This window comes from Tumebacillus lipolyticus, from assembly GCF_042682745.1.
Classification (GTDB): domain Bacteria; phylum Bacillota; class Bacilli; order Tumebacillales; family Tumebacillaceae; genus Tumebacillus_A; species Tumebacillus_A lipolyticus.
In genome coordinates this window covers 975017-1001597 of record NZ_JBHUIO010000005.1, presented here as the reverse complement: position 1 = coordinate 1001597, position 26581 = coordinate 975017, and the positions used below count along the sequence as shown (strand labels likewise).

General features: G+C 53.9%; 29 protein-coding genes. 27 read left to right on the top strand and 2 right to left on the bottom strand.

What is annotated here, in order from left to right; translation table 11 throughout:
* Window positions 1–163 precede the first annotated feature (163 nt).
* From ACFSOY_RS09905 to ACFSOY_RS09820, 18 genes are all read left to right on the top strand, one after another.
* The gene (locus ACFSOY_RS09905) at window positions 164–1879 is read left to right on the top strand and encodes a nucleoid-associated protein (RefSeq protein ID WP_386046149.1); all 1716 of its coding nucleotides are present in this window, start codon (window positions 164–166) and stop codon (window positions 1877–1879) included.
* On the top strand, window positions 1876–2553 hold the full coding sequence (locus tag ACFSOY_RS09900) for a LysM peptidoglycan-binding domain-containing protein (RefSeq protein WP_386046147.1): 678 nt from the start codon (window positions 1876–1878) through the stop codon (window positions 2551–2553). The genes ACFSOY_RS09905 and ACFSOY_RS09900 overlap by 4 nt, the downstream gene beginning before the upstream one ends.
* A gap of 12 nt (window positions 2554–2565) precedes the next feature.
* On the top strand, window positions 2566–3534 hold the full coding sequence (locus tag ACFSOY_RS09895; protein WP_386046145.1) for an XkdQ/YqbQ family protein: 969 nt from the start codon (window positions 2566–2568) through the stop codon (window positions 3532–3534).
* Window positions 3535–3789 carry a DUF2577 family protein gene (locus ACFSOY_RS09890; protein ID WP_386046143.1) on the top strand — a complete coding sequence of 85 codons (255 nt, stop codon included), beginning with the start codon at window positions 3535–3537 and terminating at the stop codon, window positions 3787–3789.
* Window positions 3786–4196, top strand: coding sequence for a DUF2634 domain-containing protein (locus ACFSOY_RS09885; protein ID WP_386046141.1), 411 nt, complete (start codon window positions 3786–3788; stop codon window positions 4194–4196). Before ACFSOY_RS09890 ends, ACFSOY_RS09885 begins: the two co-directional genes overlap by 4 nt.
* Window positions 4189–5268, top strand: coding sequence for a baseplate J/gp47 family protein (locus ACFSOY_RS09880; protein ID WP_386046139.1), 1080 nt, complete (start codon window positions 4189–4191; stop codon window positions 5266–5268). Before ACFSOY_RS09885 ends, ACFSOY_RS09880 begins: the two co-directional genes overlap by 8 nt.
* Window positions 5261–5845, top strand: coding sequence for a putative phage tail protein (locus ACFSOY_RS09875; RefSeq protein ID WP_386046137.1), 585 nt, complete (start codon window positions 5261–5263; stop codon window positions 5843–5845). The genes ACFSOY_RS09880 and ACFSOY_RS09875 overlap by 8 nt, the downstream gene beginning before the upstream one ends.
* Window positions 5842–6123, top strand: coding sequence for a ketopantoate hydroxymethyltransferase (locus tag ACFSOY_RS09870; protein WP_386046135.1), 282 nt, complete (start codon window positions 5842–5844; stop codon window positions 6121–6123). The genes ACFSOY_RS09875 and ACFSOY_RS09870 overlap by 4 nt, the downstream gene beginning before the upstream one ends.
* A 6-nt stretch (window positions 6124–6129) precedes the next feature.
* Window positions 6130–7500 carry an outer membrane protein assembly factor BamB family protein gene (locus ACFSOY_RS09865; RefSeq protein ID WP_386046133.1) on the top strand — a complete coding sequence of 457 codons (1371 nt, stop codon included), beginning with the start codon at window positions 6130–6132 and terminating at the stop codon, window positions 7498–7500.
* A 15-nt stretch (window positions 7501–7515) separates the two neighbouring features.
* Window positions 7516–8337 carry a DUF4376 domain-containing protein gene (locus ACFSOY_RS09860; RefSeq protein ID WP_386046131.1) on the top strand — a complete coding sequence of 274 codons (822 nt, stop codon included), beginning with the start codon at window positions 7516–7518 and terminating at the stop codon, window positions 8335–8337.
* Window positions 8338–8491: 154 nt separating this feature from the next.
* Window positions 8492–9058: a hypothetical protein gene (locus ACFSOY_RS09855; protein ID WP_386046129.1), complete on the top strand. Its 567-nt coding sequence runs from the start codon at window positions 8492–8494 to the stop codon at window positions 9056–9058.
* A gap of 17 nt (window positions 9059–9075) precedes the next feature.
* Entirely contained in the window at window positions 9076–11316 is a 2241-nt protein-coding gene (locus ACFSOY_RS09850) for a hypothetical protein (RefSeq protein WP_386046128.1), read from the top strand.
* A 12-nt stretch (window positions 11317–11328) separates the two neighbouring features.
* Window positions 11329–11994: a DUF4376 domain-containing protein gene (locus ACFSOY_RS09845; protein WP_386046126.1), complete on the top strand. Its 666-nt coding sequence runs from the start codon at window positions 11329–11331 to the stop codon at window positions 11992–11994.
* A 556-nt stretch (window positions 11995–12550) separates the two neighbouring features.
* A complete protein-coding gene (locus ACFSOY_RS09840; RefSeq protein ID WP_386046124.1) occupies window positions 12551–13075 on the top strand; it encodes a hypothetical protein in 525 nt (174 codons plus the stop codon).
* Window positions 13075–14064, top strand: coding sequence for a Kelch repeat-containing protein (locus tag ACFSOY_RS09835; RefSeq protein WP_386046122.1), 990 nt, complete (start codon window positions 13075–13077; stop codon window positions 14062–14064). The genes ACFSOY_RS09840 and ACFSOY_RS09835 overlap by 1 nt, the downstream gene beginning before the upstream one ends.
* A 17-nt stretch (window positions 14065–14081) precedes the next feature.
* Window positions 14082–14477, top strand: coding sequence for a hypothetical protein (locus ACFSOY_RS09830; RefSeq protein WP_386046120.1), 396 nt, complete (start codon window positions 14082–14084; stop codon window positions 14475–14477).
* A gap of 53 nt (window positions 14478–14530) precedes the next feature.
* The gene (locus tag ACFSOY_RS09825) at window positions 14531–15055 is read left to right on the top strand and encodes a phage holin family protein (RefSeq protein ID WP_386046117.1); all 525 of its coding nucleotides are present in this window, start codon (window positions 14531–14533) and stop codon (window positions 15053–15055) included.
* Window positions 15052–15933 carry an N-acetylmuramoyl-L-alanine amidase family protein gene (locus ACFSOY_RS09820; RefSeq protein WP_386046115.1) on the top strand — a complete coding sequence of 294 codons (882 nt, stop codon included), beginning with the start codon at window positions 15052–15054 and terminating at the stop codon, window positions 15931–15933. Before ACFSOY_RS09825 ends, ACFSOY_RS09820 begins: the two co-directional genes overlap by 4 nt.
* Before the next feature lie 293 nt (window positions 15934–16226).
* Here the strand turns inward: ACFSOY_RS09820 and ACFSOY_RS09815 are convergent, their stop codons facing one another.
* A complete protein-coding gene (locus ACFSOY_RS09815) occupies window positions 16227–18335 on the bottom strand; it encodes a transglycosylase domain-containing protein (protein WP_386046113.1) in 2109 nt (702 codons plus the stop codon).
* Window positions 18336–18525: 190 nt separating this feature from the next.
* On the opposite strand from ACFSOY_RS09815, the gene speE reads away from it, so the two are divergent.
* From speE to ACFSOY_RS09770, 9 genes are all read left to right on the top strand, one after another.
* Window positions 18526–19356 carry a polyamine aminopropyltransferase gene (gene speE, locus ACFSOY_RS09810; protein WP_386046111.1) on the top strand — a complete coding sequence of 277 codons (831 nt, stop codon included), beginning with the start codon at window positions 18526–18528 and terminating at the stop codon, window positions 19354–19356.
* Between the two features lie 14 nt (window positions 19357–19370).
* Window positions 19371–20249, top strand: coding sequence for an agmatinase (speB, locus tag ACFSOY_RS09805; protein ID WP_386046802.1), 879 nt, complete (start codon window positions 19371–19373; stop codon window positions 20247–20249).
* Between the two features lie 67 nt (window positions 20250–20316).
* On the top strand, window positions 20317–20751 hold the full coding sequence (locus ACFSOY_RS09800; protein WP_386046109.1) for a YwiB family protein: 435 nt from the start codon (window positions 20317–20319) through the stop codon (window positions 20749–20751).
* A 176-nt stretch (window positions 20752–20927) separates the two neighbouring features.
* A complete protein-coding gene (locus ACFSOY_RS09795) occupies window positions 20928–21704 on the top strand; it encodes a sulfite exporter TauE/SafE family protein (protein ID WP_386046107.1) in 777 nt (258 codons plus the stop codon).
* A 14-nt stretch (window positions 21705–21718) separates the two neighbouring features.
* A complete protein-coding gene (locus ACFSOY_RS09790) occupies window positions 21719–22849 on the top strand; it encodes an MBL fold metallo-hydrolase (RefSeq protein ID WP_386046105.1) in 1131 nt (376 codons plus the stop codon).
* Between the two features lie 28 nt (window positions 22850–22877).
* Complete coding sequence (locus ACFSOY_RS09785) at window positions 22878–23102, top strand: sulfurtransferase TusA family protein (protein WP_386046103.1); 225 nt, start codon at window positions 22878–22880, stop codon at window positions 23100–23102.
* Between the two features lie 20 nt (window positions 23103–23122).
* The gene (locus ACFSOY_RS09780) at window positions 23123–23599 is read left to right on the top strand and encodes a DsrE/DsrF/DrsH-like family protein (RefSeq protein ID WP_386046101.1); all 477 of its coding nucleotides are present in this window, start codon (window positions 23123–23125) and stop codon (window positions 23597–23599) included.
* Between the two features lie 99 nt (window positions 23600–23698).
* The gene (locus ACFSOY_RS09775) at window positions 23699–23959 is read left to right on the top strand and encodes a metal-sensitive transcriptional regulator (protein ID WP_386046100.1); all 261 of its coding nucleotides are present in this window, start codon (window positions 23699–23701) and stop codon (window positions 23957–23959) included.
* A gap of 92 nt (window positions 23960–24051) precedes the next feature.
* Window positions 24052–24732 (top strand): FG-GAP repeat domain-containing protein, encoded by a 681-nt coding sequence (locus ACFSOY_RS09770; protein WP_386046098.1) that lies wholly within the window; start codon window positions 24052–24054, stop codon window positions 24730–24732.
* Window positions 24733–24800: 68 nt separating this feature from the next.
* Here ACFSOY_RS09770 and ACFSOY_RS09765 read toward each other — a convergent pair whose 3' ends face one another.
* The gene (locus ACFSOY_RS09765; RefSeq protein WP_386046096.1) at window positions 24801–26345 is read right to left on the bottom strand and encodes a M4 family metallopeptidase; all 1545 of its coding nucleotides are present in this window, start codon (window positions 26343–26345) and stop codon (window positions 24801–24803) included.
* Window positions 26346–26581 lie beyond the last annotated feature (236 nt).

The window sequence follows — 26581 nt, the reverse complement described above, 5'->3', positions numbered from 1 at the left end:
GCAACCCCGGGGATACAGCAGCTGTGTCCCCGCGTCCCCAACAGCGCGTAGCAGGCAGAGTGGCAAGGCAAGAAGCGAAGGCAATCTTTTGACAGAAACAGCGAGAGGGCTGTCAACCTGCGGAGCTTTTTGGCTGAGAAGTTTATTGAAGGAGGTGAAGGAAATGGCGACGATAAAAGACTTTCTAGACAATATTAATGGTTTCACAAACGCGGTCAGCGGGGCTGTGAAAACTCTTAATATGCTGGCAGAAGTGTCATTTGGCACGGCAAAGAATTTCATGCAGATGGAGTATCTGTTTAAGGCGCGACTCGAAAATGATGATCTCGGTTCAAAGGTTTTTGAGCAGGTAAAAAAAGATGCGATTCAAAATGGCGTTGATTTGTCGACATACATGAATGGTGCTCTCGGAAACCTCTCCTTTAGCAAAAACATCGACCAACTGAATGAGATGAACCGACTTGCACGGCAGATCGCCACATTCGATACGACAGGAACTGGTCTCGCAGGTGCATTTACGACTCTTAGGGAAGCGATGAACGGAGAGGTGCTCTCTCTCTCGAAACAGTTCAACTCGGCGCACGTGAAAGATTTGAAGATCGCTGACCTCGGGAAACAAGGTGACGTGGACGGATTTATCAAAGCGTTTGATAAGCTTTTGGAAATGGCGGGCAAAAGCGAAGAGGCGATGCAGAAGATGTCGGACGCTCCTCAACAAAAACTGGACACGCTGATAAATAAGTTCCAGACGCTCTTTGCCGAGGCAGGCACTGGAGCTATGACGGCGCTGCTTCCCTTGGTCGATTTCCTGACGAATGCTCTCGATGGTGAAGCGTTCCAAGTCTTTATGTCTGTCTGGGCCACCGTTTTACAAGGGGTAGCATCAGCCTTTCTCTGGCTGATTTCGATTGTCCCGCCCGTTTGGGAAGTGATCCAGTCAGCGATTGGAGGAGTGTTGATCGTCATTCAGAACCTCCTCATGTTTCTCTGGGCGCTGGCGCCATACATTCTCGGCGTCGCGGCAGCCTGGGGCGCCTATTATCTGATGATGAACTCGCTGACCATCGGAGTATGGCTGTACACGACCGCACATTATGTGATGACAACGGTGATGAGCGCTGCGAAAGCGGCTGTGATGGCTTTAACAAGTGGCGTGAAGGCACTGTTTATGGCGATGAAGGCCAATCCAATCATGTTTATCATCTCTCTGATCATCGGTATCATCACCGCCTTGCTGTCATTCGAAGTGGTGACAAACGGTGTTCGCAAGGTGTTTAGCGCTGCGTTTGGCTTTATCGTCGATTCAGCAGAGTGGGCGGTCAACGCGATCGTCAGCCTGATCAATGGTGCGATCAACGGGATAAATAAGGTGGCCAAATTCTTCGGGGATTTACTCGGTGTAGATGCCAAGATGATCAGCAATATTGAGTTCAAGGCCGATTTTTCAAAAGCGAAAGAAGCGGGCCAAGAATTTATCGAGAATTTTTCTTTGGAAGATCTGAAGAACAAGCTGACCTTCAAGGACGAAAGCGAGCCAAAGGATTACAAAGATGAGTTATTAAAATGGGATTTTGGCGCTGGTGGAATTGGCGGCATTGGCAGCGGGGCAGGTACGGCGTTCACAATACCGAGCAAAATCGACGAAGTGGGCAAAGTCGGCCAGATCGGTGGCACGGTAGACATCGCGAGCGAAGATCTCAAGATCATGCGCGAGTTGGCTGAGATGAAAAACATCCAGAACTTCGTCTCCTTGCAGCCGACCGTCAGTGTACAGACGGGAGACATCACCAACGGCTACGACATCGATACGATCGTGCGGCGCATTGAAAAGTCGCTGGAAGAGCAGATCGCAACGTCTGCAGCGGGGGTGTACGCATGAGCAAGTATGGGATTTGGCTAAGTTTTAACAACCAAGAGCAAGGGTTTCAGATCCCGATCAACCCTTCTTCGATCGAGATGGCGGAAGGGGGGAGCGGAAAGATGTATGATGTGTCCGGCTTGGGGGAGATCAACGTGATCAAGGCGCCCAAGCTGACCGAGTACCGGTTCGAAGGCATCTTTCCCGCCCAAGATCATCCGCTCGTGATCCCAAACGTCAGCGGCGGTTTGCTGGAACCGGTGAACTACTATGTCAAGTTGATCACGGAGTGGATGGGAACAAAGCGACCGATCCGCTTCGTCTTTGCCGGGAGCAATTTTGGCATCAACACGCCGGCGAGCATCGAGTCGTTCGAGTGGAAAGAGGTTGGCGGATCGCCAGGCGACATCGAATACAAGATCCACCTGAAAAAGTACGTTTTTTATGCGGCCAAGAAGGCGGTTCCGGTCACGGCACAAAACTCAACACCTGCGCTGGCCAAACAGAGCCCACCGCGTCCCGATGAGCGACCAACGGCAAAGACGTACACGTTGCGCTCAGGTGATACCCTCTGGTCGGTCGCGCAAAAGCATTTTGGCGATGGGGCGCGCTACAAAGAGATTCAGAAGCTCAACAACCTGTCGGATGCGGACCTCAAGCGCCTGCCGGTGGGCAAAGTGCTCAAACTGCCGTAGGAGGTGATCGAGATGCTGGAAGTCTTGATTGACAACAAAGACGGCAATGTGTGGGACATCTCGGAGCTGACCCAGAGCGTGACCTGGAAGACAGGACGGATCGGGAAAGCGTCGAGCGCGGAGATCAGTTTTGTGAAAGGCGGCATCTACGAAAACAAGACGTTCAAATACAACAACGGGGACATCGTGCGCGTGCGAAAAGATGGAGCCAACGTGTTTTATGGCTACATCTTCTCCATTGACAGCGGAAGGGATGAGCAGGTCAAGCTGACCGCCTATGATCAGATCCGCTATCTGATGTCGAACGATACCTACGTGTTTAAAGCTGCAACCGCCACGCAAGTCGTGCAGAAGATCGCGGGTGATTTTGGCCTGAAGCTCGGCGGAATGGCCGACACCGGATACAAGATCCCAACCCTGGTGGAGGACAACAAAAAATTGCTCGACATCATCTGCAAGGCGCTCGACCTGACGCTGTTCTCCACCGGGCGAAATTACATGTTCTACGACGATTTCGGCAAGCTCACCCTCCGCAACATCGAGGAGATGAAAGTGGATGTTGCGATCGGTGGGGGGAGCCTGCTCTATGACTACGAGTACAAGCGGTCGATCGACAACGAAACCTACAATCGCATCAAAATCGTCAAGGAGAACAAAGAGACGGGGCGACGCGATGTCTACATCGCACAGGACAGTGCAAACATTGCCAAGTGGGGACGGCTTCAACTTCTCCAGAAAGCGGATGAGAAGCAGAACGCTGCGCAGATCACCGAGATGCTGACCAACCTGTTGACGATCAACAATCGGGAGCGGAGAACGATCAAGCTGAATGCGATCGGCGATCTCCGCATTCGCGCAGGTTGCTACGTACCGGTCATCATTGAAGAGCTGGGCCTCCAGCACTACTTTTTAGTCGAGGAATGCACGCACGATCTCGACGGTGAGGATCACACAATGACTCTTGATTTGAGGGTGATTTAGATGGCACTGATCGATCAATTAAAAACGATTGCGACCAGCGCACACGTGGCGGGCGACCCTGTGGCTGTCCTGTATGCGACCGTCACCAAAACAAGTCCTCTCACAGTCAACGTCGATCAGCGATTTGACCTGTCGGAGGACTTTTTGGTGCGAACGGAGCGCACAAAGTATCTGGTCGCGGGTGACAAAGTGATCCTGTTGCGCGTACAAGGCGGGCAGGAGTATGTCGTATTGGAGAAGGTGGCGATCACATGATTCCGCAGGGCGGTGTTTTGAAAAAGGAAGAGATAAGCGAGTCTGTCGAGCCGGCCAGCCGTACTTATCGGCTCGATCTGCGCCAGAAGCGGGTGATCGGCACGGTGAACGGGATTGAAGCGATCGAGCAAGCGGTCTACAAAATCCTGCAGACCGATCGCTTCGATCACTTGATCTACAGCGCCGACTACGGCACCGAATACGGTGGGTTGGCAGGTGCGGAGCAAGGTTTATTGCAATCGGAGCTTCGCCGCCGCATCGAGGAGGCGCTCTTGCAAGACGACCGAATCACAGCGGTTGAAGCGATGCGCTTTACATTCGGTCGGGGATCGGCGCTGGTCGAGTTCACGGTGGAATCGAACTATGGCGATCTGCTAATCAAGAAGGAGGTGGGAGAACGTGTATGAACATCAAACCTATGAAGCGATTCTAGGCCGCATGCTCGCCCGCGTGCCAGATGATGTAGACAAGCGGGAGGGGAGCATCATCTTCGATGCGCTGGCTCCAGCTGCGGCAGAGCTGGCGCAGATGTATGCGGAGATCGAGATCAATAACGATCTGTCGTACGCGGACACGTCGAGCGATGAGTATCTGGAAAGGAGAACTTCTGAGTTCGGCGTACACCGTCGCCCCGCGACCAAAGCGCGGCGCAAAGGACTTTTCCGCGGCAAGGAAGATGTGCCGGTGAACGTTCCGATCGGAAGCCGATTTTCGATCGGGGAACTGACCTATGTCACGGTAAGCAAAGTGGCGACAGGTTCGTTCGTGCTGGAAAGCGAGACGGTGGGCGTGGTCGGCAACCAACATTATGGTGAGATGCTTCCCATCGATTACATCGACGGTCTGGTCAGCGTAGAGCTGATGGAAGTGCTGGTGCCGGGCGAAGATGAGGAGAGCGACGATGAGCTGCGCAAGCGCTACCTGACGACGATCAACGAGCAGCCGTTCGGCGGCAATCTCGCCGACTACAAGGCGAAGATCAGCGCGATTCCGGGCATCGGCGGTACGAAGGTGGTTCCCGCTTGGGCAGGCGGCGGAACGGTCAAGTGCACGATCATCGCCAGCGACTACAGCGCCCCATCGGCGACGCTGATCGACGAGGTGCAGGCTGTGATCGACCCGCAGGTCAATCAGGGGCAGGGGCTTGGGCTCGCTCCGATCGGTCATGTGGTTACGATCAATGGCGTAACAAATGTTGAGGTGAATGTGACCACAACGTTGACGCTGGCGCAGGGCATCACGCCAGGCATGGTGCAAAGCGAGGTGGAGGCGGCTGTCGAAGCGTATCTGCTCTCCCTGCGCACGACGTGGAAGGATCAGATTGCGCTTACGGTGCGCATCAGCCAGATCGAGGCGCGCCTGCTCAACGTGAGCGGCGTGGTGGACATCAACGGAACGACGCTGAACGGAACCGCGTCCAACTTGGAACTCGAGGCGGAGCAAATCCCGGTGTCAGGGACGGTGACCATCCATGTCTAAGCTGATGGCCTATTTGCCAGATCTCTATCAAGGGGTTCGCGAGTTTGAAGAGATCATGCGCACGGAGCAGGTCGAACTGGACGCAGAACAGGCGGCGATCGACCGACTGCTGAAAGACCAGTTCGTCATGACGGCCAGCGAGCGGGCGATCAAGCGCAGGGAAGCGATGATCGGCATCCAATCAGACCCGGCGACGGAGACGCTAGACTTCCGCCGCCGTCGGCTGATCAACCGCTATTCGACCAAGCCGCCTTTTACCACCCGATTCTTGCAAAGTCGGCTCGATTATCTGGTCGGTACAGGTCGCACGGTGGTGAACGTCGACCCTGAGCAGCATCGGCTGGTGATCACCACCAGCATCGACGACGCCTTGCTATTTCGCGAGGTCGAGCATACGGTGAAGAGCACGATTCCTGCCAATCTGATCTACCAGCAAGACACAGCACTCGGTGACCGCTTCGGCATCGAGGAGCATATCCGCACGCAAGCGCTGACCCGCAACGCGAGGTTGTCCACAACTTGGCGCCTTGGTGTCACACCGCTTGGGACTGCCGGACCGGAGGTGGTACTGAAATGATCCCGACAAGCTATCTGCGCGATGTGGCGCAATATACGAGCGATCGCGTGGCGAAAGTCGTATTGAACGATTCGTACGAGATCACGCAGTTTGACAGCAAGACGGTCGCGGACGACGAGCTGGCGATTCGCTATCTCGTCCCGTTTGGCTCTGTGGCGGCGATTACGAAGGTCGATCTGCGCGATGCGGAGGACAACGTGATCAGCACCAACGCTGTATACGTGCCGATCACGACCGATCACCTGATGCTGCAGACGATCGAGATCAAGGAGGTGTAGCGCTTCATGTCGTACCAAGGCAAAACCGATTGGAAACATGAAGACGTGGTGACCGAGCTGGACATGAATCGCATCGAGAGTGGAATCGGGGAAGCGCATCAGCGGTTGGATGCGCTGACTCCTGAGCAGATCGGGGCGGAAACGCCCTCGGCTGCTCAGGCGAAGGTGGACGCGCACGCTGGTCAAGCGTCTGGTGCGCACAAGGCCAGTGCGATTCGACTTGAGGATGCGGGCGGGCATTTTACGTCGACCGATGTGGAGGGAGCGCTGGCTGAGGTTTTTACGCATGGCGTTGATGGCAAAGCTCAGGTAGCTTCGGCGATCAACGCCAAAGGGGGAGCGGTTCCGGGGAGTGCGCCGTATAGTTTTCAAGAACTCGCAGATGGCGTTTCGAGCATTAAAGATGGGGATTACAGTGTAGGAGACACAATCCCAGTCACTGCACTCGGCAAGAATGTGTTGATCGACCTCCAGATCGAATATATCCAAGGTGTAAACGGTATGCGCTTGATAAATCCAAACAGCTTTCGGACAAGATCATCAATTAACGTTTTTGCCTACGATGCAACTGGGACACAAAAATGGGCTAAACAAGTATCTGGGAATAGTACGATTGCCGATTTCGTTGTAACCGAAGGAGAGGGCACATACGCAATAATAGCAGCAGGTAGTAGCGGGGAGGGGGCTGTATATTTTATCTCTAGCAGTGGAGTTAGTACGCAATTATCTGGACAAGGGATTGGCTCGCCGAATGTAATGGAGTATTACAACGGCCATCTGTATATTGGAACCACAGGAAGGACCATAACTAAGCAGGTCGTGACTTCGAATACAATCACTACTGCGTGGTCTTACTCCTTCGACTCAGTCATAGGCAATTCAGTGTATTCAATAGGCGTTGATGGAGAGGGATCTGTCTACTACACTTATCTTTCCACTGAAGCTGGAAACCTTCGGAAACGGAAATCAGATGGTGCGATTGCGTGGACTTATGCAGCGCAAATTTCATCCCCCTACGTACATGTAGACAGGACGAACCACCGACTATACGTTAAGACGGGTACTACCATTCTACGAGTGAATCCGGACACAGGCGAGGCAATTTGGTCTAGAACGCCATTTGCGGGCTCGGGTAGTTGCTTTATTTTGGGCACAGACCATGAAGGGAATGTCTATGTATCACAATCAAGTAACTCAGGCTTCGCAAAACTAAGTCCCGAGGGCGTAGTATTATGGGTGGAAACTTCTATTCGTACCATCTATTCCAGTTCAAGAAACACTGTGGTAGGTGATACTGTGTACCTTTTTAACCCATACGGATACAACAACTCCGTCGAAATGACGCGCCTTGTTCAATCGTTAACTATTACTAGCTAAGGGGGAGTAATGTTTATGGTATTTCTGGTGGTAGATTTTGATACGGGTACAGAAACGGAAGCGAAAGTGGGTGGGTGGTACAACGATTATCAACACGAGAGAGTAAGCGAAAGCAGCAGGTTTGCGGGTGCTAAATGTCTCGCACTTGATAGTGGGAGTGCAGAGGGATTTGAGGTTGACAATATTCCAGAAGAGCCAACTGAAGAGAAATACAAAAGCAACGTGCTGTTTATCAACTTGGAGACGAAGGCATTAGAGTGGAAGTCGGTGGATCGATCATTAACTGAAACGGAAAAACTTTATAGACGGCTGGAAGAGGAACTGGAGAAGAACAAAACCCCAGATCAGCGATACCGAGAGTTGAACCCGACTGCTACATCTCTCGACCAACTCAAAAAAGCAAAAATCGACCAGTTGAACGAGGCGTGCGAAGCTGCCATCTTGCAAGGCTTCACCTCGGCGACAACTGGTCATTTTTATGCCTTCGGGTCGAACGATCAGTCGAACTTCACTCAACAGATGCTGTTGCTCATCGCCGATCCGTCTCTCACAGAAGTGACATGGAAGACGGAAGATGCTGGCGTGATCGGGCATACACGAGAGCAATTCCTAGCAGTTTGCAGAGAAGCGGAGCAGCACAAGCGCGCGCAAATCGGGTGGTATTGGCTGCTCAAGGAAGAGGTTGAAGCAGCTAGCACTTGGCAGCAAGTGGACGCGACTGTTTGGAGGACGAGCGTTCCCAACTTCGTACAGGGTCAAGTTGGGGAGCAGGTTGATGGTGAAACAGAGGTCGGGAAGATCTCACGCTTTATTGCAAAGCTGTGGGGAACGAAATAGTCCCGAGTTTTTCCAATCGAAAAGCTAGTAAACAAGGTCGAGTAACAAACGTATCTGACAAACAGCGAGCGAGAGAAGATCGACTTCAAGATCGCTGACTCACATCAATCACATGATCGTGAGCGGAATGAAGTCTAAGGAGGTGCACAAAGATTTGGGATACCAAGGGAAATTGAATTGGCAGTATGGTGACACGGTGACTGAGCAGGACATGAATCGTATCGAAAGCGGCATTGTGGAGACACAGGCGAGGGTAGACGCGCACGAGAGCCGAAAAGACAATCCGCACGCGGTCACACCGGAACAAATCGGCGCGGAAACGCCATCTGGAGCGCAGCTCAAGGTGGACGAGCACAGGAACGCCGCTTTAAGCGCACATAAAGCGAGCGCGATCGCTCTTGACGATATCTCGTACAACTTCATCGCTGAAAACGTGGAAGATGCGCTGGCTGAACTTTTCACCGCTTTCAATGATCGGCTCAGTACGAAGAATCTTGAGAAGTTCAACAAAGATCGGAATGGGTACTACACGACGGTCGAATACAGTCGTGCAGAGGACAACTCTCTCTACATGCGCATGGCCCTTTCCAATCCGGATGCGAATGGAAACTACCAAACGCACACGCTGACCTACTACAAGGCGGACGGTGTGACAGTTGACCGGATTGAACAGCATACGATCAGCTATGATGCAGATGGAGAACCGTTCAAATACCTGTAGAAAGGGGAGTTTGTCGAATGGGACTGGACATGCTTGCAACGCATGGGATCGGTCAGGTTCCAGGCCGGGTGGCCCGCGCCTATCGCAACAAGACGGCATATGAGAAACGCGTTGTGAACGTAGGAGTGGAAGGGCAGCGGGAGTATGTCGGTGGAACTGTGATCGCAGATGCTGGTTTTCTGATGGATGGAAAAACGATGTACTATCTTGTGACTAACAACATTCCTGCGTACACCAAAATCTATAAACTTGATGTGACGACGGGGATCGAAACGCTCATAGCGTCATTTGACTTTTACTCGAACAGCTACTTCAAGTACGCAAAAGAAGTGCAGAAGTTGCTCGTTTTCCAACAGTCACCAGCAACGCTATATGTGGTGGATTTGCTAACAGGAACGTTTATTCCTTTCGCTGCGCCAGTAGCGGGATACAGTGGTGCCTATCCACAAACTGTGGACAACACGTATTTGTACTGGCTGAACGGAACGGGGATTTACCGCTACAATTACAAAGCTGGTGGCGCAGTTGAAAAGCTGGCAACGATCACATTACACAACAGTTATTCGAGTATTGCGAGCGGTAGTTTTAAAAACATGATGGTGGTAGGCAACCAACTGGCCACGGTAGTTCGATGTGAGTACAAGTCTGACTCTTCTTACTATAACTTTGCATACGCGATCGATGCTACAACTGGGAACAAGTTGGGCGAAACATCCTACATGGGAATTCCAATCGCGTCTAATGGGGATAATCAAAAACTGCTTTTTTCGGCTAATTCGGATACAAATTTGTATATCGAAGATCCGATAAATAGCACTCGTACTTCTCTAGGCAATCAACATGCAACCGCGTTCGAATTTTCATGGGACGGGGCATACTTGGCCACAAAGTCAGGTGTGGTCACAATTCAAACTGGCGTAAACTCCTCGGATCTAGCATTTTCAAGCATGTATTACAATTGGGGAGTACGCCCAACAATTGCTCCCAAGACATATTCCTTTGAGAGCGATGTGCTCGTAACAAGCGAAGCTTGGGGGGATCGGCCAGTTTGGAATATGTACTATCGGACCCATTTTAAAGACACGCCGATCAATGAAGCTTTTATTTCGAAGTCCCAAACGAGAGATGAGGGCTACGATTACTACTGGAGCCAGTGGGTAGATTCCTCCACTTTTTCTGTCACAGGTTCTATCGGCCGAGTTCGAAAAAATATGCTCATGATCAGCGAAGTGGGGGAGGCAGCACCGTACAGCGGTTCTGTACATTTTTGGGATGTGGGAGCCCTGAGAGTGAAGGCTAAGGTTGGGATAAAACCTTCAATTCGGATCAGAAGCATGACTACAATACCTTCAAATCTTGACGCTTATGTGCAATCTATGCAGGCGAGTGATGATGCTCTCGTCATGCAGATCACAGGAGGACACATCTGGTGGCAGGATTTGAACGACTTGGCGAAAGCGCCAGAAAACGTGAAGACCTTCCTTCCGAATTCTGAGACATACTCTTTCTTCGAAACAAAAAATGGGGACGGTCGCGGGAGCATTCATGGATACGATGCATTTTTCTACACATTCCCCGGCGACGGTTCCTTGAAAATTCGAAGCTACCATCTGAAAAACCGTACCGTGACCGCCGATTACCACATTCGGAGCTTTAACGGAATCGGGCTTACAAACCCGACGATGCGAGGCGCAGCCGTCACAAACGATGGAAAGTATATCTACCTTATCATCCGGGACAACGCTGACGGGGTGGATGGGCATTGGATGTATCATCTGGAAACACAAACTCTGACAAAAGCTCTAGGAATCAATACTTCAGGGCGAGTCTATGGGCTGATGCCCTGCTGGGACAACTGTATGGGATGGTTTGTAGACTATAGCACGAGCACCACCTATTACGACACCGCGCCTACATCCAAAGGCACCTTCTACAATCGAACCGCCTACATATACAACCCGGCAACAGGTGAGCATCTGCGAGGAGGTAACTGTGATCGTTGGATCGGTCGTTTTGTTGACGGCAACCCGGTTCACAGCGCTGTTCAAACCGATCAAAACGGAACTTTGCATAAAATGCTCAAAAATGGTGCTCGGCGAGCGATAGGCGGGTTTTACTCCACAGCCTCTGCTGGGAACTGCATTGGTCTTACAGAGGACGGGAAAACATTTGTCCACATGTATCCTTACTATCGGGATAAATGGTACGGTGAACTTCACCTGTATGAAAACAACTTTGACAAGTACGCCAAACTTTAGGAGGGAGAATCAATGTTTACTTCTACCATCGAGCAAGTTGCCGAAAACGGGACCTACATCGTCACCATCTATGACGACAATGATCAACCTGTTATGCACCAAACGATCGACTACCTAAATGGTGGCGGTCCGATCACTGCGCAAGCGAATGCGGAGCAGATCGAGGCAGATCTGCTGCAACAGCTGCATAATCCCCTACCTCAGCCACTCACTTTCGAGGATCGGCTGCACGCTTTACAAGTGGAGTTAGAACGACTATTGCAGCTGGAGGAGCAGTTGAAAACTGCCGACCAAAGGTACGAGGAACTTGATCCGGCGAACATACCGCTCGATCAGCTCCAAATTGCGAAGATTGCGCAACTTAACGAACAGTGCGAAAGGGTTATCCTGTCTGGGTTCATTTCGCCGACAACCGGTCATCGATACAGCATGGCTCATGATGATCAGATCAACTTTCTTGAGCAAAAGGATGACTTGACGAGCGATCCAACAATATCTGAGATCATCTGGAAGACGGAAGATGCTGGTCACGTTGCACATACGCGAGACGAGTTCTTTGCTGTTGTCGCGGAAGGAAAGAGACATAAGTATGACACCATCACTCGTTGCTGGAAGTTGAAAGAGCAGGTCAAAGCTGCTACCACGTGGCAGCGGGTAGTCGCGATCACCTGGGCTTAACACTTGCATCCTCATATTGCCAAGCGAATTGACGAGTAGCGCGGGTCTCGCAAAGAGGTGAGCTGGTGATCATCTGGTCGATTGATAGGCTGATCGGGCCCTCGTTCACTCTGCGGAGATGTGCACCGGAACATCGAGTGCAACCTTATTCAATCGACGGGGTATGGTGGCTAACTTCATACGAGCACGAGGCTGTATTCCATGCCTGTGCAACCGAACGAGAGCGCAAGTGGCGTTCTTTTTTTGTTTGTACAGGCTAGTGGGATATCACTACAATCTCTTGTCTAGGTTAGAGTTTCTTTGGAGAAAAACAGGAGTTCTCACGGAGTTTCGGGCTTCCTTGACAAGGTAATATGATAACAAGGAAGTCCATGTAAGCGATCCTCTCGGGGATGGCTGAAGCACAATCAAATGGGAATTTTGATCGAGGTTTCCATCGATGTGATGAGCTTGATGCTTTCTTCTAAACTTCCAAGTCGATGAAGAAAGGGGAGCGACGCTCGGTTACGACCGATCAAATGTGAGAAACGAAAACCATTAAGGAGGTGAAGGTTGCATGACGTACGAAAGCAAAACAGACTGGAAATATGAGGACGTAGTATCCGAACAGGATTTGAATCGCATTGAGGGCGGAATCGTTGAGACACAGACGAAGGTTGATGCGCACGTGAATCGGAAAGACAATCCACACGGCGTCACACCCACTCAGATTGGCGCAGAAACTACTACTGGGGCACAGGCAAAGGTTGATGCACATGCCAACCGCAAAGACAATCCACACGCAGTGACGGCAGACCAGATTGGAGCTATTGCGAAAGGTGCAAACAATTCTTCGGTGAGCATGTACACAGCTGTCTTGCAACCGATCGATACTCGTTCAATCAACCTGATCTATACCAACGGTCTGCTGACCAAAGTGGATGAAAAGGACGGCAACGCGATCGTCAAGACCACAGAGCTCACGTACACAAATGGCAAACTGTCCTCTGTCAAAGAGACTGCGGGGGGGAAGACAATCACCGAGACACTTAACTACAATGCTGACGGCACACTCGCTGGCGTCACAAAGGCGGTGTCGTGATGGACGCTGTAGCTTATGCATTGGCATCCCAGCTCAAAGTAAAGGGGCGAGGCGGTTGGTATCCCCAGTCAGGCACTGGGTCGATTCCAAACACGATTTACTATCACGATCAAGGTGTAGGATTTACGATTAGTGGAAAAGGGTTCGTTGTTGGAGGGTACAATGGAAGCAACTCATCGACATCAGTTAAGACGGAGCAGTACAATCAGGAATCAAATTCTTGGTCAGAAAAAGCTAATTTCCCGTTTTACGTCAGACGTGCCGCTGCATTTGTCCTAAATGGGAAAGCGTATATTTGTGGTGGATTATATGACCTATTGAGTGAGACTTATTCTACGAGGGTCTACTGTTACGATCCGGCGACAAATACCTACGCTCAAAAAGCCAATCTGACACTTGCCCGGAGAGAGCACATGGCGTGGGCGGTAAACGAGAAGGGGTATGTCTATGGTGGTGTGACACCTGCAAGTGATGGATCCCAGCAAATCGAATGGTACGATGACGCGACGAATACGTGGACAAAACTACCCAATGCCTCTTATCCACGTTATAGCGCAGCCAGTGCAGTCTTGGATGGGAAAGCGTATGTATTTGGAGGAACCATTAACGGATCTGGTTTGGTAGCATCATTGCTGTGTTTTGATCCTACTACGGAGACGTTTTCACTGAAGGCGTATGGTCTATGGACTAGACAAGGTCATGTGATGGAAGCTGTTGGGGGCAAATTATACACCACTTATGGAAGAGACAATGATGGAAATTTTTTAGGGTCCACAGACATTTACGATCCCATGAGCAACACATGGGATCCAGTACGAGGACAAGGTGTTTTTTCTTCTCGTTCTGACGCGTCATCTTTTGTGATTGGCCACTCATTTTATGTTTGTGGTGGTGGTGTCAACGTAACTCCATACAATTCTGCAGCAAGGTTTGAGGCATCATATTTATCAGGTTTGGATGAGCTGCTGGCTTGGCTTGCGGCGAACTAAAAAAGGGGGAATGCAAGATGTTGAACGCTTTGGAAATTCTCAAGCAAGCTCGTGATCTTGGTAGCACAGCAACATTGGCACAGGTTGATCAGGAGATCGCTAAACACAATTATGACTCGCTCCGTGCGAGTGAGAAGGTGCGGTATGAATGGATGGTCTGGGATAAGGTGTCGCCCATCAACGCCATTGCTCCGCACTTGATCTTGGCAGATGCCCCGCAGGACGGGGAGATTTACACGGTCTCTGTCGACGGGCGGACGGTCATCCTGCAAAAGCACGACCCCGAGCAACTCGGTTTCGCGCCAATGACCCGTGAACAGGCGCTCGCACATGCTGAGAAGCAGGTAGATAGCATGGTGGAGCAAGCAGTGGACGCACAGGTAAAAGATCAAGTACTTCGAGCACTGCTCTAGGCCCAACTCCAAGCGAGTGGGCTATTTATTTTGCTCTTGAAAGGATGATGCGTTTGCTAAAAACATTGAGCTTTGGGAACTTACTAACCACAGATAAAGGGATCATCGCAGCAGCAGGAGGGGCGGTTGGCGCAGTCGTGGATGTGTTGTATGGGCCGGAACGCTTCTATCTCGTGATCCTCTTCTGGGCGATGATCGCCTTCGATTGGATCGCGGGGATTCGGGCGGCGAAAAAAGACAAGACCTATGCGAGCGCATATGGCATCGACGGGGCGTTTCGCACGCTCGTCGTGATGGCGCTGCCCGCACTGGGGAATCTGATCGACCACGCCTTTGGCTCGCCGGGCGTGGTCTTTTATGGATTGATCATCGCCCTCTCCTACCACACGTGGCAGAGCTTCACCGCCAACTCGATTCGGGCAGGCTGGGAGCGTTGGATTCCGACATGGGCGCTCGGCTTGGTCGAAAGCGAGCTGAAGGCCAAGATGGCGCGCGCCGCGCAGCGCCAACAGCCGGATCTGCCTGGGGAGGCTGAGAGAATGCCGGAGCAAGCCGACAGAAAGGAGAAAGAGCAATGACAAAACTGATCGTCATCGACCCCGGACATGGCGGCACCGACCCCGGCGCTGTAGGCAATGGGCAAAAGGAGAAGGACGCGACGCTCGCCTTCTCCCGGATGGTCGGCGCTCATCTCACGCGCTCCGGATTGCGAGTGGAATATACGCGCACCACAGACGCGTTCGTCGGGCTGAGCGAGCGGGCGGCGTTTGCCAACCGTCTGCGGGCAGACTACTTCACGTCATTCCACCTCAACTCGAACGCGGGTGCGCCGGGGACGGGCTTTGAGTCCTACGTCCAGCTCGGATGCACAGGCGGGGAGACTGACCGCAAGCGGAAGATCGTACACCGCCAGATGGCGGAGGTCGCCGCAAGGTATGGGCTCCACGATCGCGGGTGCAAGTCGGGCGATCTGGCGGTGACGCGGGAGACGGCGATGGATGCGGCGCTGTTTGAGGTGCTGTTCATCAACCATCCTGCAGACGCGCTGCTGCTCGCCAACCGCTCGTTCATGACGGAGATGTGCGAGGCGTCCGCGCGCGGGATCTGCGAAGCGGTAGGAGTCGCCTATGTACCGGAAAAGGCCACTTCCTCAGAGCCCCAACCGATCCCCGCCGAAAAGACAGCTCTCGACCCGCTTTCTGCAAAGCTAGTCATCGCCCTCTACGGCTCGATCACCCAAACATCGAGTGACGAGATCACCGTCGCCTGCAACTACGCGGCCAATGCACTGCGGCGGGAAGTGGGGCTGCCGATCACAACTGATCTTGGCACCCCGACCCAAAAGGCGACGGAGATCATCATCAGGGCGACAGGCACGATGTGGGAGGGTGCGCGGACTGCGGGGGTAAAGGAGTGCCTTCACTTTGCGGCAGAAGCGCTTCGCGCCATCGAATGAGCGGTGAAGATTGGCGGTTGTAGAATTGAAAGTGCATCGTCATAAAGACAGAAGAAACCGCTTGTCTGTTTCGTCAGCGACCTCGGTGTGCGCTTCTCGAAGGCTGAGGTCGTATTGTTTTTTTTACATCAAGCACTCGCCCCATAAAAAACCCCAGCATTTTGCTCAATTCCCATTCTCATGAACAAAAAATCAATTGGGAGCCGCTTGCAGCAGGCCCGCCTTTCCCAAATCTCTTTTCTCTAACAACTCCAAAAAGCGAGCCCGCTCTCGCAGACTCGCTTTCTCAAAAACTACTCTCCATTTCCTCTCCGTGTCAGCCAATCCCAGAACGTGCGCACGCTCGACTTTTCCTCGCCTTGCGCTTTGCTTTCCAGCTCGGTCTTCGCCGATGGATGAGTGGAGCACCACTCGGTCGGTTCGGTGCCGACCAGAAAGTATTCACGGCGCTGCACCGGGCAGTCAGGTGTGGCCATCTCTCCGGTCGATGGATCGATGTAGGATTCGACCACGTTTTCCGGCACTTGGAAATCCTCCTCCGGCATGCTCTCGTGCGCCACGCGCATAAAATCGGCCCAGATCGGCGCCGCCAGATGGGACTCGGTCGCCGAGAGCAGGCGGTCTTTGTCATAGCCGACCCAGACGGCGGTGAGCAGCTGGGGCGTGTACCCGACCATCCAAGCGTCTGTGTCGGTCGTCCCCGACTTGCCTGCCGCCGGGCGATCGAACGACTGGTGGACGCGATAGCCGGTCCCCTGTGGATCGGTGAACACCGACCGCATCATGTCGGTCAGGATGAAGGCGGCGCCCGGGTCGATCACCTGCTCCTTTTGCGGCTCAAACGTTTTGATCTCGCCGCGAAACGTGTCCTCGATCGAGGAGATCGCGTACGGCTCGATCTTCTGGCCGCCGTTGGCAAATGGGGCGAAGGCGCGCACCAGCTCCAGCGGCGATGTGGGGAAGACGCCGAGCGCAAGCGACGGGTACGGCTTGAGCGGCGAGGTGATGCCGAGCGCTTTGGCTGTCGTGATCACTTTCTCCGGCCCGACGTCCATGTTGGTCGTCACCGCAAACACGTTGTCGGAGCGGGCGATCGCATCGCGGAACGGCAGATAGTCGTGAAAATATTGGTCGTTAAAGTTGTGGACGAGATATTCTTTCGCATCGCCGTTGTCATCTTCGTAGTTGAACGTCGTCTGCTCCGACTTGATGCGCGTGGCAGCCGTGTAGTGGTTGTTCAGCGCGGTCAGGTAGACGAACGGCTTGAAGGCAGAGCCTGGCTGGCGCTTGGCGAGCGTGCGGTTGAAAGAGCTCTCCGCATAGTTTCTGCCCCCGACCATCGCTTTGATCTCCCCGCTGGTCGGGTCGATGCTGATCAGCGAGACCTGCAGGTCAGGATGCTCTTTCAGATGGGCGTCGATCGCAGCTTCGGCCGCCTTTTGCATCTGCGGGTCGAGCGTGCTTCTGATCTTCAGCCCCCCGCGGTAAAAGTCTGCTTCTGACACGTCGTAGACCTGCTTGAGCTGATAGGTCACATAGTCGGTAAAGTAGGGCGCGCGCCCTTTCGGTGCCTTTTGCGGAGCGAAGGTGAGCTCTTCTGCGAAGGCGAGATCCGCCTCTTTCTGCTCGACTTTTCCCTCTTGTACCATCAGGTTGAGCACGGTGCGCTGGCGGTTTTTTGCCGCCGAGAGATCGATCAGCGGGTTGTAGAGGTTGGGGCCTTTGGGAATGCCGGCGAGCATCGACGCCTCGGCGAGCGTCAGATCTTTGCTCGGCTTGCCAAAATAGGTTTGCGACGCCATCTCGATGCCGTACGCGCCTTGCCCGTAATAGATGACGTTCAAATATTGCTCTAAGATCTCCTCTTTGGAAAAGTTCATCTCCAACTGCAAGGTGTGCATCGCCTCTTGCAGTTTTCGCTTCAATGTCTTGTCTTGGGTCAGGTAGAGGTTTTTGGCGAGCTGTTGGGTGATCGTCGAACCGCCCTCCAGCGCCTCTCCCGACTTGAGGTCGACCCAGAGGGCGCGGGCGATGCCGATCGGATTGAAGCCGCCGTGGTTCCAGAACTGCTGATCTTCGACGGAGATGGTGGCGTCAATCACCGTCTGCGGGATGTCTTTCAGCGCCACCTGCAGGCGATTTTCTCCACCGCCGACCAGATCGGTCAGCACCGTCTCATCCTGTGCCAACAGCTTGGACAGGTTGGCGATGTCGCTCGGCGGCAGCTCCGCATAGCGCAGGTAGAGGGCAAAAAAGGCGCTGAAGGCGACGGTGGACATCAAAAAGACGGAGATCGCTCTCCACAGCCACATCCGTTTAGGTCTGCTTTTTTTGGCGGCGCTTCGGGCGGGCAGCAGCTCCGCGTCCGGCTCCGTTCCGTGATCGAGATGAGATGATTTCATGGGCGTTCCCCCACTTTGCGTCAGTCTATCCAACCAGTATGAACCTAGCGAAGCAGAATCATACAGAAAAAGTCGTAGAATCTGTCAGAAAAACAGTTTATTTTTCCAATATGTTTGGTATAATACCTACCGTTATGCATTGAAAAGCAATCGGGCAATTGCGATAGATTATGGAGGAGGTTCTGGAGACATGGAACTCTGGTACACCGAGAAACAAACGGAAAATTACGGCATCACCGCGAAGATCACCAACACGCTGCACACCGAAACGACCCCGTTTCAGGAATTGGCAATGATCGAGACTTTGCAATGGGGCAAGATGCTCGTCCTCGACGGCATGGTCATGACCACCGACAAGGATGAATTTGTCTACCATGAGATGATCACCCACCTAGCGATGAACACGCATCCCAACCCGAAGACCGCGCTGGTGGTCGGCGGCGGGGATGGCGGCGCCATCCGCGAGATCCTCAAATACCCGTCGATCGAAAAGGCGGTGTTGGCGGAGATCGACGGTCGCGTCATCGAGGTGTCGAAACAGTATCTGCCGGAGATCGCCGGCAAGCTTGACGATCCGCGCGTCGACGTGCAAGTGGTCGATGGCATTCAGTACATCCACGACAACAAAGACTCGTTTGACGTCATCCTCGTCGACTCGACCGAGCCGGTAGGTCCGGCTGTCGGCCTGTTCGCGAAAGATTTCTACCAAGGCATCTACGAAGCGCTGAAAGAGGACGGCATCATGGTCGCACAGACCGAGTCTCCGTTCCTCAACGCCGACCTGATCACCCGCGTGTACAAGGACATCGCGGCGATCTACCCGATCACCCGCTACTACACAGCGGCGATCCCGACCTATCCGTCCGGCCTCTGGTCGTTCACGATGGGCTCGAAAAAACACGATCCGCTCCAAGTGGATGAGAGCAAGCTGATCGAGCCAGAAGGCACGAAATACTACCACAAAGGCTTGCACAAGTCGGTCTTCAACGTGCCGAAATTCGTCGGGGAGCTGTTGAAATAATGGCGAACCACCCGATGAAGCACGATCCGGCCTACTCGGGCCGCGAGTTTATCGGCGCCACGCAGAACTACGAGGAAGCGACCGCCGTCATCTACGGCATGCCGATGGACTGGACGGTCTCCTTCCGCGCGGGCACTCGCCTCGGGCCGCAGCGCGTGCGCGAAGTGTCGATCCTGCTGGAAGAATACTCGCCCTATCTGGACAAGCACCTTGAAGAAGTCGCCTACTTCGACGCGGGAGATGTGCCGCTTTCCTTCGGTAATCCGGCGCGCTCCGTCGAGCAGCTGTACGATTATGTGAAGCAACTGCTCGCAGACGGCAAGTTCCCGCTCGGCATCGGTGGCGAGCATCTGGTCTCTTGGGGACCGGTTCGCGCTGTCCAGGAAAAGTATCCCGACCTGGTCGTCGTGCAGTTTGACGCACATGCAGACCTGCGCGAAGACTATGAGGGAGAGCCGTACTCGCACGCGACGGTGCTCCGCAAAGTGTGTGACGTGGTCGGCCCGAACAATGTCTATCAGTTCGGCATTCGCTCCGGCACGCGCGAAGAGTTCAAATACGGACGCGAGAACACCAACTTCTACCCGTTCGATGTGTTGGAACCGCTGCAAGGCGTGATCGACGAGCTGAAAGGCCGTCCGATCTACCTGACGATCGATATCGACGTTGTCGATCCGGCAGAAGCGCCCGGCACGGGCACGCTCGATGCGGGCGGCATCACCGCTCGCGAGCTGTTCAAAGCGCTGTACCTGATGCGCGACGCAGGGCTGAACATCGTGGCGTTCGACCTGGTGGAGATCGCGCCGGTTTATGACCCGTCCGAGAAGACGCAGATCCTAGCATCTAAGATCGTGCGCGAAGTGTTGCTCGGCTTGGTTTCTCCTACAAAATAACGCATCTTGACAGAAGCAACTCCTGACAGCAGGGGTTGCTTTTGTCCACCTGAGGAGTGATGGGAAGATGGAAGTGGCCGTTCGTGTCACCGTCTGGTCCCAGCAGCGGCAGAAGGATGGAGACCGACATACGTTTGAAGTGACTGCAGATGGTAAGCTGTATCAGAAGGGCGATGCATTCTATATCAACTATCGAGAGTCGGAAGCATCAGGGCTCGGCTCGACGCTGACGACGATTCGCCTAGAGGGTGAAGAGATGACGCTGATTCGCCAAGGGGAGACGGTGATGCGCCAAGTGCTGACCAAAGGCATTGAGCAGCGCGGTTCCTACAAGACGCCATTTGGCACGTTTGAGCTGATCACCCGCACCTCGCGCCTCTATTGGAATCTCAAGGAGACGGGCGGCCAGATCGAAGCGCTGTACAACTTGCGGCTTTCCGGGGAAAAGAGCAGGATGGAGCTTCGCATCTCCGTCGTGCCGCTCGCGACAGACCGGACTTGATCGAGAAGGGGCGCTGGCTGGCGCATTGCGAGCGAGGTAGATCGAGCGATACGGAATCATGCTGACGTTGAAAAACGGCTGCCGAGAAATCGGGCGGCCGTTTTTTTGTGCTTGACACGAATACCCCACAGGGTATAAAGTATACCCCGAGGGGTATTCGAGGGAGGTGAAGGAAGATGACGGTGGAAAGCATTCTCGTATTGTTTGTAATCGGTTTTCTGGGCTCATTCCTGTCAGGTCTGGTCGGCATCGGCGGCTCGATCATCAAGTATCCGCTGTTGCTGTACGTGCCGCCGCTGCTCGGGATGGCCGCATTCACGGCGCACGAAGTGTCTGGCATCTCAGCTGTGCAAGTGTTTTTTGCCACGCTGGCCGGGGTGATCGCCCTGCGCAAAGACAACCTCGTACACGTTCGTCTGGTGCTCTATATGGGCTCAGCGGTGGTGGTCGGGAGCTTTCTTGGCGCATACGGGGGGAGGTATCTCTCGGGCGATGTGGTCAATCTGGTCTACGGACTGCTCGCCACGGTGGCTGCGGTGATGATGTTTCTCCCGAAGAAGGGGCTCGATGACCGCAAGCTCGAAGAGGTGACATTCAACCGCTGGCTCGCCACCCTGTCCGCCTTCCTCGTCGGGATCGCATCGGGAATCGTCGGGGCGGCAGGCGCGTTCATTCTGGTGCCGATCATGCTGTCTGTGCTGAAGGTTCCGACGCGGGTGACGATCGCCTCCTCGCTGGCCATCACCTTTTTGTCGTCGATCGGCTCGGCGACGGGTAAACTGTTAGCAGGGGATGTGCTGCTGTGGCCCTCGATCGTGATGGTCATCGCGAGCGTCATCGCAGCTCCGCTTGGAGCAAAGCTCAGCACGCGGATGAATACGAAACTGTTGCAAGCATTGCTCGCCGTGTTGATTCTCGGCACGGCAATGAAAATATGGTTGGAAATCCTATAGAAGAGGTGAGATAAATGGAACATCGTCTGATCACAGCAAAAGCGCTTCACGAAATGATCGATCGCGGGCAAGACCTTTTGGTGCTCGATGTGCGCAGCGAGCAAGCATACAAAGATTGGCGCATTCAAGGCAACGCCTTGCGCTCGGTGAACATCCCTTACTTTGAGTTTCTGGAAGAGGGGGAGGTCGTCTCCGCCGACCTGCCGCAGAACACGGAGATCATCATCGTCTGCAACCGCGGCAACTCGGCAAAAATGGTCGCCGAAGCGCTGACGAACAAAGGGTTTTCGGTGCAGGTGCTCGATGGCGGGATGGAAGCGTGGTCGCAGTTCTACCACGCGGTCGAAGTCGTCGAGTCGGCGGGCTTGAAGCTGATCCAGTTCAACCGCTTGGGCAAAGGGTGCCTCTCCTACCTGGTGATCTCCGAAGGTCAGGCGCTGGTGGTCGATCCAGGCCGCCATGTGCGGGAGTATCTGCTGGCGGCGGAGCGGGAGGGTGTGAAGATCACGCATGTGCTCGATACGCACCTTCATGCGGATCACATCTCCGGTGGCGCGCAGTTGGCGCAGGCGGCAGAAGCTGACTATTTCATTTCCAGAAGCGAGATGGACGGCTCCACGCTCTCCTATCAGGCGCTGGAGGAGAACCGCAACCTGCAGGTGGGCTCCGTGCAGGTGCAGATCCTCGCCTTGCCGACCCCTGGTCATACGCCTGGCTCCGTTTCGGTGTTGGTGGACGGACGCTATCTGCTCTCTGGAGACACGATCTTCGTCGGCGGGCTCGGCCGTCCCGACTTGGGTGGCAAAGCGCGCGAATGGGCGCAATCGCTCTATGAGACGGTCTTTCAAACGATCGCCAACCTGAGCGACGAGGTGCTGGTGTTGCCCACCCATTTTGCAGACATCGCGGAGATCAACGCGGACGGATATGTGGGCGCGACGCTCGGGGCGATCCGTCAAAACAACGAGATCATGCGCACCGAAGACAGAGAGCAGTTTACCGACAAGGTGGCAGGCGCGTCTGGCGCCACGCCGCCCAACTATGAGCAGATCGTCAGCATCAACCGCGGCATCACCCATGTGGATGCCGGGCAAGCGACCGAACTGGAAACCGGCCCGAATCGCTGTGCGGTTCATCATTCTTAACCGATCGAACAACAGAGGAGGAACTGAGATGGAGATCAATTTGAAAGTAGATGCGACAGGGCTTGCTTGCCCGATGCCGATCGTCAAAGCGAAAAAGGGCATGGAAAGCCTGAGCGCGGGGCAGATCATGCTGATCGAGACGACAGACAAAGGGTCGGCGAGCGATTTCCCCAGCTGGGTCAACCGGATGAACTATCAGCTGATCAAGACGGAGGAAGCGGAGGGCTTGTACCGTTTCTTCGTGCAGAAATAGAGGGAGGACGAGGAGAGATCATGGAGAATAACAGCTCGACGTTGGTGATGTTCAGCGGCGATCTTGACAAGGCGATGGCGAGCTTCATCATTGCGACGGGAGCGGCTGCTATGGGGAAGGAAGTCACGATGTTCTTCACCTTCTGGGGGCTGAACGTCCTGCGGAAAGAGCAGTATGTGAAGACGGAGAAAAGCCTGATCGAGCGCCTCTTCGGGAAGATGATGCCGCGCGGGCCGGAAAAGCTGGGCGTCTCCAAGATGAACTATGGGGGCTTGGGCGGCTGGATGATGAAAAAGGTGATGAAGCAGAAAAACATCGCCACGCTCAAAGAGCTGATGGAGACGGCCAAAGAGCTGGATGTGAAGATCATCGCCTGCGCGATGTCGATGGATGTGCTCGGCATTCGCGAGGAAGAGCTGATCGATGGCATCGAATATGCGGGGGTGGCCACCTATCTGGCGGCGACAGATGGGAGCAATCACAATCTCTTCATCTGACCATCTGACGTGTAGCGATCGGACGAGATCGGACGGTTGCACATTTTCCCACGGCGAGGGTATGATAAACTGTACGACAAAGCGGAGGTGGGTCAGACGATGGAATACAACGACTCGATGAGAAACCGCTTGAAGCGGATCGAAGGTCAGATTCGCGGTGTGCTCGACATGATGGAAGAGCAGCGGGACTGCCGTGATGTGGTCACGCAGCTCTCGGCAGTTCGTTCCGCTGTCGACCGCACCATCGGGCTGATCGTAGCAAGCAACCTGGAAGCGTGCGTCCGCGACGAGTTAGAGCGGGGCAACTCGCCAGACCAAGTGATCAAAGAAGCGGTGGAACTGCTCGTCAAGAGCAGATAAGAGCAAGGGGCAGACTCGTTCGTGCGAGTCTGCCTCTTTTTGCATCGGTCGATCGCTCAGAAGCCACACTAGAAGCGAGCGAGGTGATGACAGTGAAAAAGTGGTTGCTAGCCTTGTGGTTCGCCTGCCTGCTGCTAAGCGGCGGGTCGGCAGATGCGACGAGCCAAACGGCGGTGCACCCAGTGGTGTTCAAGCTGGAGAACAATCGCCAAGAGGTGCTCCTGATCAAGCCGCAGGAAGTGAAAAAAGTCTACGTGGAAAAAGCGTTGCCCGTCGGCAAGGTGATTCTCTTCTCCCGACCGTATGAGCTGGACGATTACCTGTACGCCGCTTGGGTGCATGAGGGCAAGCTGTACGACCTCGGATCGATCGGCATGGTGCCCTATGCGAACGAATCATACGTGCACCTCTATCAGCTGAACGGTCATCAGATTTTGCGCATCGACGGCGTGTATCAGCCTCAGGCGATCCAATCGAACTACTATCAGTTTACCGGAGAAGCGATCAAGCCCTATCTGCGCGTCGATGGCAACGTGGCAGAGGCGGACCTCGACGGAGATGGGCGCAAGGAGATCATCGCCACCCACGATGGGGGAAAGACCTGGTTGTACAGGGAGTTGTCGAACGGACAGTTTGAAGTGGCAGACATCAACCGGCAGTTGCGAGCGAAAGAGGTGATCTTTCAGCGCGAGGACGATCTGTTCATCGCCAAGATGGATGGTGAGACGATCAGGCTGATCTATCGAAAAGATGGGCTGCATGAGGTGCGGTGAGCGCGCAGGCGAGCTGTGCCTCGACATAAAAAACCCCTGTCGATCGACAGGGGTTGTAACTTGTAGGATTAGTATACGCCAACTGCGCTCCAAGCGCTTTGCAGCGCGGAATAGTACGAGGAGCCGGAGCCGTACAGAGCGGCGGTCGCCGACAGGGTAGCTGCGCGTGCACCGGAGAAGTTGGTCGTGCTGGTCATGTAGTCGCGAGAAGCGGTGTACCAGATCTTCGCAGCGATCGTACGGGAACCGATCGAAGTTGCGAAGTTGTAGAACGCTTTGTTCGGAATACCGGAGTTGGTGTGAACGCCGCCCCAGTCGCCTTGTTGCGTGTTCGGCAGGTTTTTGTAGTTGTTCATGTGAGCCGGGTCACCAAAAGCGGTCGGGTCGGACATCGAACGGAAGCCAGTGTAGCCAAAGCCTGGCAGCGTCAGGTCTTCACCCAAGATCCAGTTGCTTCCTTCGATCGCAGCAGCCATCGCATCAGACCAAGACTCGTTGAGCGCGCCCGGTTGGTTTTCGTAGATCAGGCCGGAGGTGTGTTCGGTCACACCGTGCGTCAGTTCGTGCGCGATTACGTCGAGCGCAGCGGAGAACTCACGGAAGTTTACGCCGTCACCATCGCCATAAACCATGTACGTGCCGTTCCAGAACGCGTTGTTGTATTTTTTGCCGTAGTGAACGAGCGACTCGATGTTCATGCCGCTGCCGTTGATCGAGTTGCGGTTAACGTTGTTTTTGTACCAGTCGTACACAACGCCAGCATAGTAGTGCGCATCAACACCAGCGCGGTAGGTGGTAGTGGTCCAAGAGTTGGTCGTGTTGGTCATGTCGTAGATGAAGCTCGTACCGTTTCTCATGTCGCGGGTGCGGATCATGCCGGTCATCGCTTTGGTGGTGTCTTCCAGGTAGTACTTGCCGGAGCGGAGGGTGGTGTTGATCGACTTGGTGCCGCCGAGAACGCCAGTACCGGTGCCGACAACATTCTCGGTGTGGTTGGACGCGTGGACGATCGAGCCGTCAGTCGCGTTGACAAACACAGACCAGTTGCCCGGGGTGTCGCCGAGGTAGCTGACTTTCACTTGGTAGGAGAGAACCGCTTGATCGCCGACCGGATAGTAGATCAGCTCAGCGTTTGCCGGTTGAGACAGCTCGCCGGTGAAGCCGGTGTGTGCTACCGCTTTGTCGATCGCAGCTGCGGAGGAGAGGCTAGCGCTCTTCGCAGTTGCTGCGAGGTTCTTGAAGGAACCGGTAACACCTTCTACGTCACCATTCGCTTCGTGAACGATCACTTCGGAGCCGAACACTTTCACACCGTCGATCGTTTGGTCGAGTCTGGTGTGGGTGGTGCCGTTTTCGTCTTTGTGCGACTTCTTCACTTTGAAGTTGCCCTTCGCTTTTGCGAAGCCGAAGTTGTCTTTCACTTTGTCGAGTGCGTTCAGCGCGCGCTCTTCTGCGGTTGCACCGCTTACTTTGCCAAGCTTGCCGACAACGTTGTGAACTTCGCCCTTGTTGTCTTTCAGGACTTTCGTGTCCACTGCAGCGCCAGCGTTCATCGTGAACGCAGCCGCAACAACAGAGGACAGTGCCAGTGTTGCGATCATCTTTTTGTTCATTTTAGTGACCCCCAATTACTTTCTCTGATTTGTTTATGTTACTGTTGTTACTGGGTTAAGAATACGATAACCGTGAATGTTCTGTCAATAGTTTTTGTCAGTAATGTGACAATTGTATAAAGAATGAATTAATATAGAGGATCTTTTAGTTGTAAAATTTTTCAAAACCATAAAAGCCGATTGAAGAACTACTCTTTATGGTCTGATAACGCGTTCGTTTGCGAAACAAACAGAAC

What these genes read in the sequence shown, in the direction of transcription:
- ACFSOY_RS09895 (WP_386046145.1), top strand. Translation starts at nt 2,566, where the DNA reads ATGCTGGAAGTCTTGATTGACAACAAAGACGGCAATGTGTGGGACATC.
- ACFSOY_RS09795 (WP_386046107.1), top strand. Translation starts at nt 20,928, where the DNA reads ATGACGGTGGAAAGCATTCTCGTATTGTTTGTAATCGGTTTTCTGGGC.
- ACFSOY_RS09905 (WP_386046149.1), top strand. Translation starts at nt 164, where the DNA reads ATGGCGACGATAAAAGACTTTCTAGACAATATTAATGGTTTCACAAAC.
- ACFSOY_RS09830 (WP_386046120.1), top strand. Translation starts at nt 14,082, where the DNA reads ATGTTGAACGCTTTGGAAATTCTCAAGCAAGCTCGTGATCTTGGTAGC.
- ACFSOY_RS09780 (WP_386046101.1), top strand. Translation starts at nt 23,123, where the DNA reads ATGGAGAATAACAGCTCGACGTTGGTGATGTTCAGCGGCGATCTTGAC.
- ACFSOY_RS09775 (WP_386046100.1), top strand. Translation starts at nt 23,699, where the DNA reads ATGGAATACAACGACTCGATGAGAAACCGCTTGAAGCGGATCGAAGGT.
- ACFSOY_RS09845 (WP_386046126.1), top strand. Translation starts at nt 11,329, where the DNA reads ATGTTTACTTCTACCATCGAGCAAGTTGCCGAAAACGGGACCTACATC.
- ACFSOY_RS09785 (WP_386046103.1), top strand. Translation starts at nt 22,878, where the DNA reads ATGGAGATCAATTTGAAAGTAGATGCGACAGGGCTTGCTTGCCCGATG.
- speB (WP_386046802.1), top strand. Translation starts at nt 19,371, where the DNA reads ATGAAGCACGATCCGGCCTACTCGGGCCGCGAGTTTATCGGCGCCACG.
- speE (WP_386046111.1), top strand. Translation starts at nt 18,526, where the DNA reads ATGGAACTCTGGTACACCGAGAAACAAACGGAAAATTACGGCATCACC.
- ACFSOY_RS09835 (WP_386046122.1), top strand. Translation starts at nt 13,075, where the DNA reads ATGGACGCTGTAGCTTATGCATTGGCATCCCAGCTCAAAGTAAAGGGG.
- ACFSOY_RS09885 (WP_386046141.1), top strand. Translation starts at nt 3,786, where the DNA reads ATGATTCCGCAGGGCGGTGTTTTGAAAAAGGAAGAGATAAGCGAGTCT.
- ACFSOY_RS09800 (WP_386046109.1), top strand. Translation starts at nt 20,317, where the DNA reads ATGGAAGTGGCCGTTCGTGTCACCGTCTGGTCCCAGCAGCGGCAGAAG.
- ACFSOY_RS09900 (WP_386046147.1), top strand. Translation starts at nt 1,876, where the DNA reads ATGAGCAAGTATGGGATTTGGCTAAGTTTTAACAACCAAGAGCAAGGG.
- ACFSOY_RS09815 (WP_386046113.1), bottom strand. Translation starts at nt 18,335, where the DNA reads ATGAAATCATCTCATCTCGATCACGGAACGGAGCCGGACGCGGAGCTG.
- ACFSOY_RS09875 (WP_386046137.1), top strand. Translation starts at nt 5,261, where the DNA reads ATGTCTAAGCTGATGGCCTATTTGCCAGATCTCTATCAAGGGGTTCGC.
- ACFSOY_RS09870 (WP_386046135.1), top strand. Translation starts at nt 5,842, where the DNA reads ATGATCCCGACAAGCTATCTGCGCGATGTGGCGCAATATACGAGCGAT.
- ACFSOY_RS09820 (WP_386046115.1), top strand. Translation starts at nt 15,052, where the DNA reads ATGACAAAACTGATCGTCATCGACCCCGGACATGGCGGCACCGACCCC.
- ACFSOY_RS09890 (WP_386046143.1), top strand. Translation starts at nt 3,535, where the DNA reads ATGGCACTGATCGATCAATTAAAAACGATTGCGACCAGCGCACACGTG.
- ACFSOY_RS09765 (WP_386046096.1), bottom strand. Translation starts at nt 26,345, where the DNA reads ATGAACAAAAAGATGATCGCAACACTGGCACTGTCCTCTGTTGTTGCG.
- ACFSOY_RS09840 (WP_386046124.1), top strand. Translation starts at nt 12,551, where the DNA reads ATGACGTACGAAAGCAAAACAGACTGGAAATATGAGGACGTAGTATCC.
- ACFSOY_RS09790 (WP_386046105.1), top strand. Translation starts at nt 21,719, where the DNA reads ATGGAACATCGTCTGATCACAGCAAAAGCGCTTCACGAAATGATCGAT.
- ACFSOY_RS09850 (WP_386046128.1), top strand. Translation starts at nt 9,076, where the DNA reads ATGGGACTGGACATGCTTGCAACGCATGGGATCGGTCAGGTTCCAGGC.
- ACFSOY_RS09865 (WP_386046133.1), top strand. Translation starts at nt 6,130, where the DNA reads ATGTCGTACCAAGGCAAAACCGATTGGAAACATGAAGACGTGGTGACC.
- ACFSOY_RS09860 (WP_386046131.1), top strand. Translation starts at nt 7,516, where the DNA reads ATGGTATTTCTGGTGGTAGATTTTGATACGGGTACAGAAACGGAAGCG.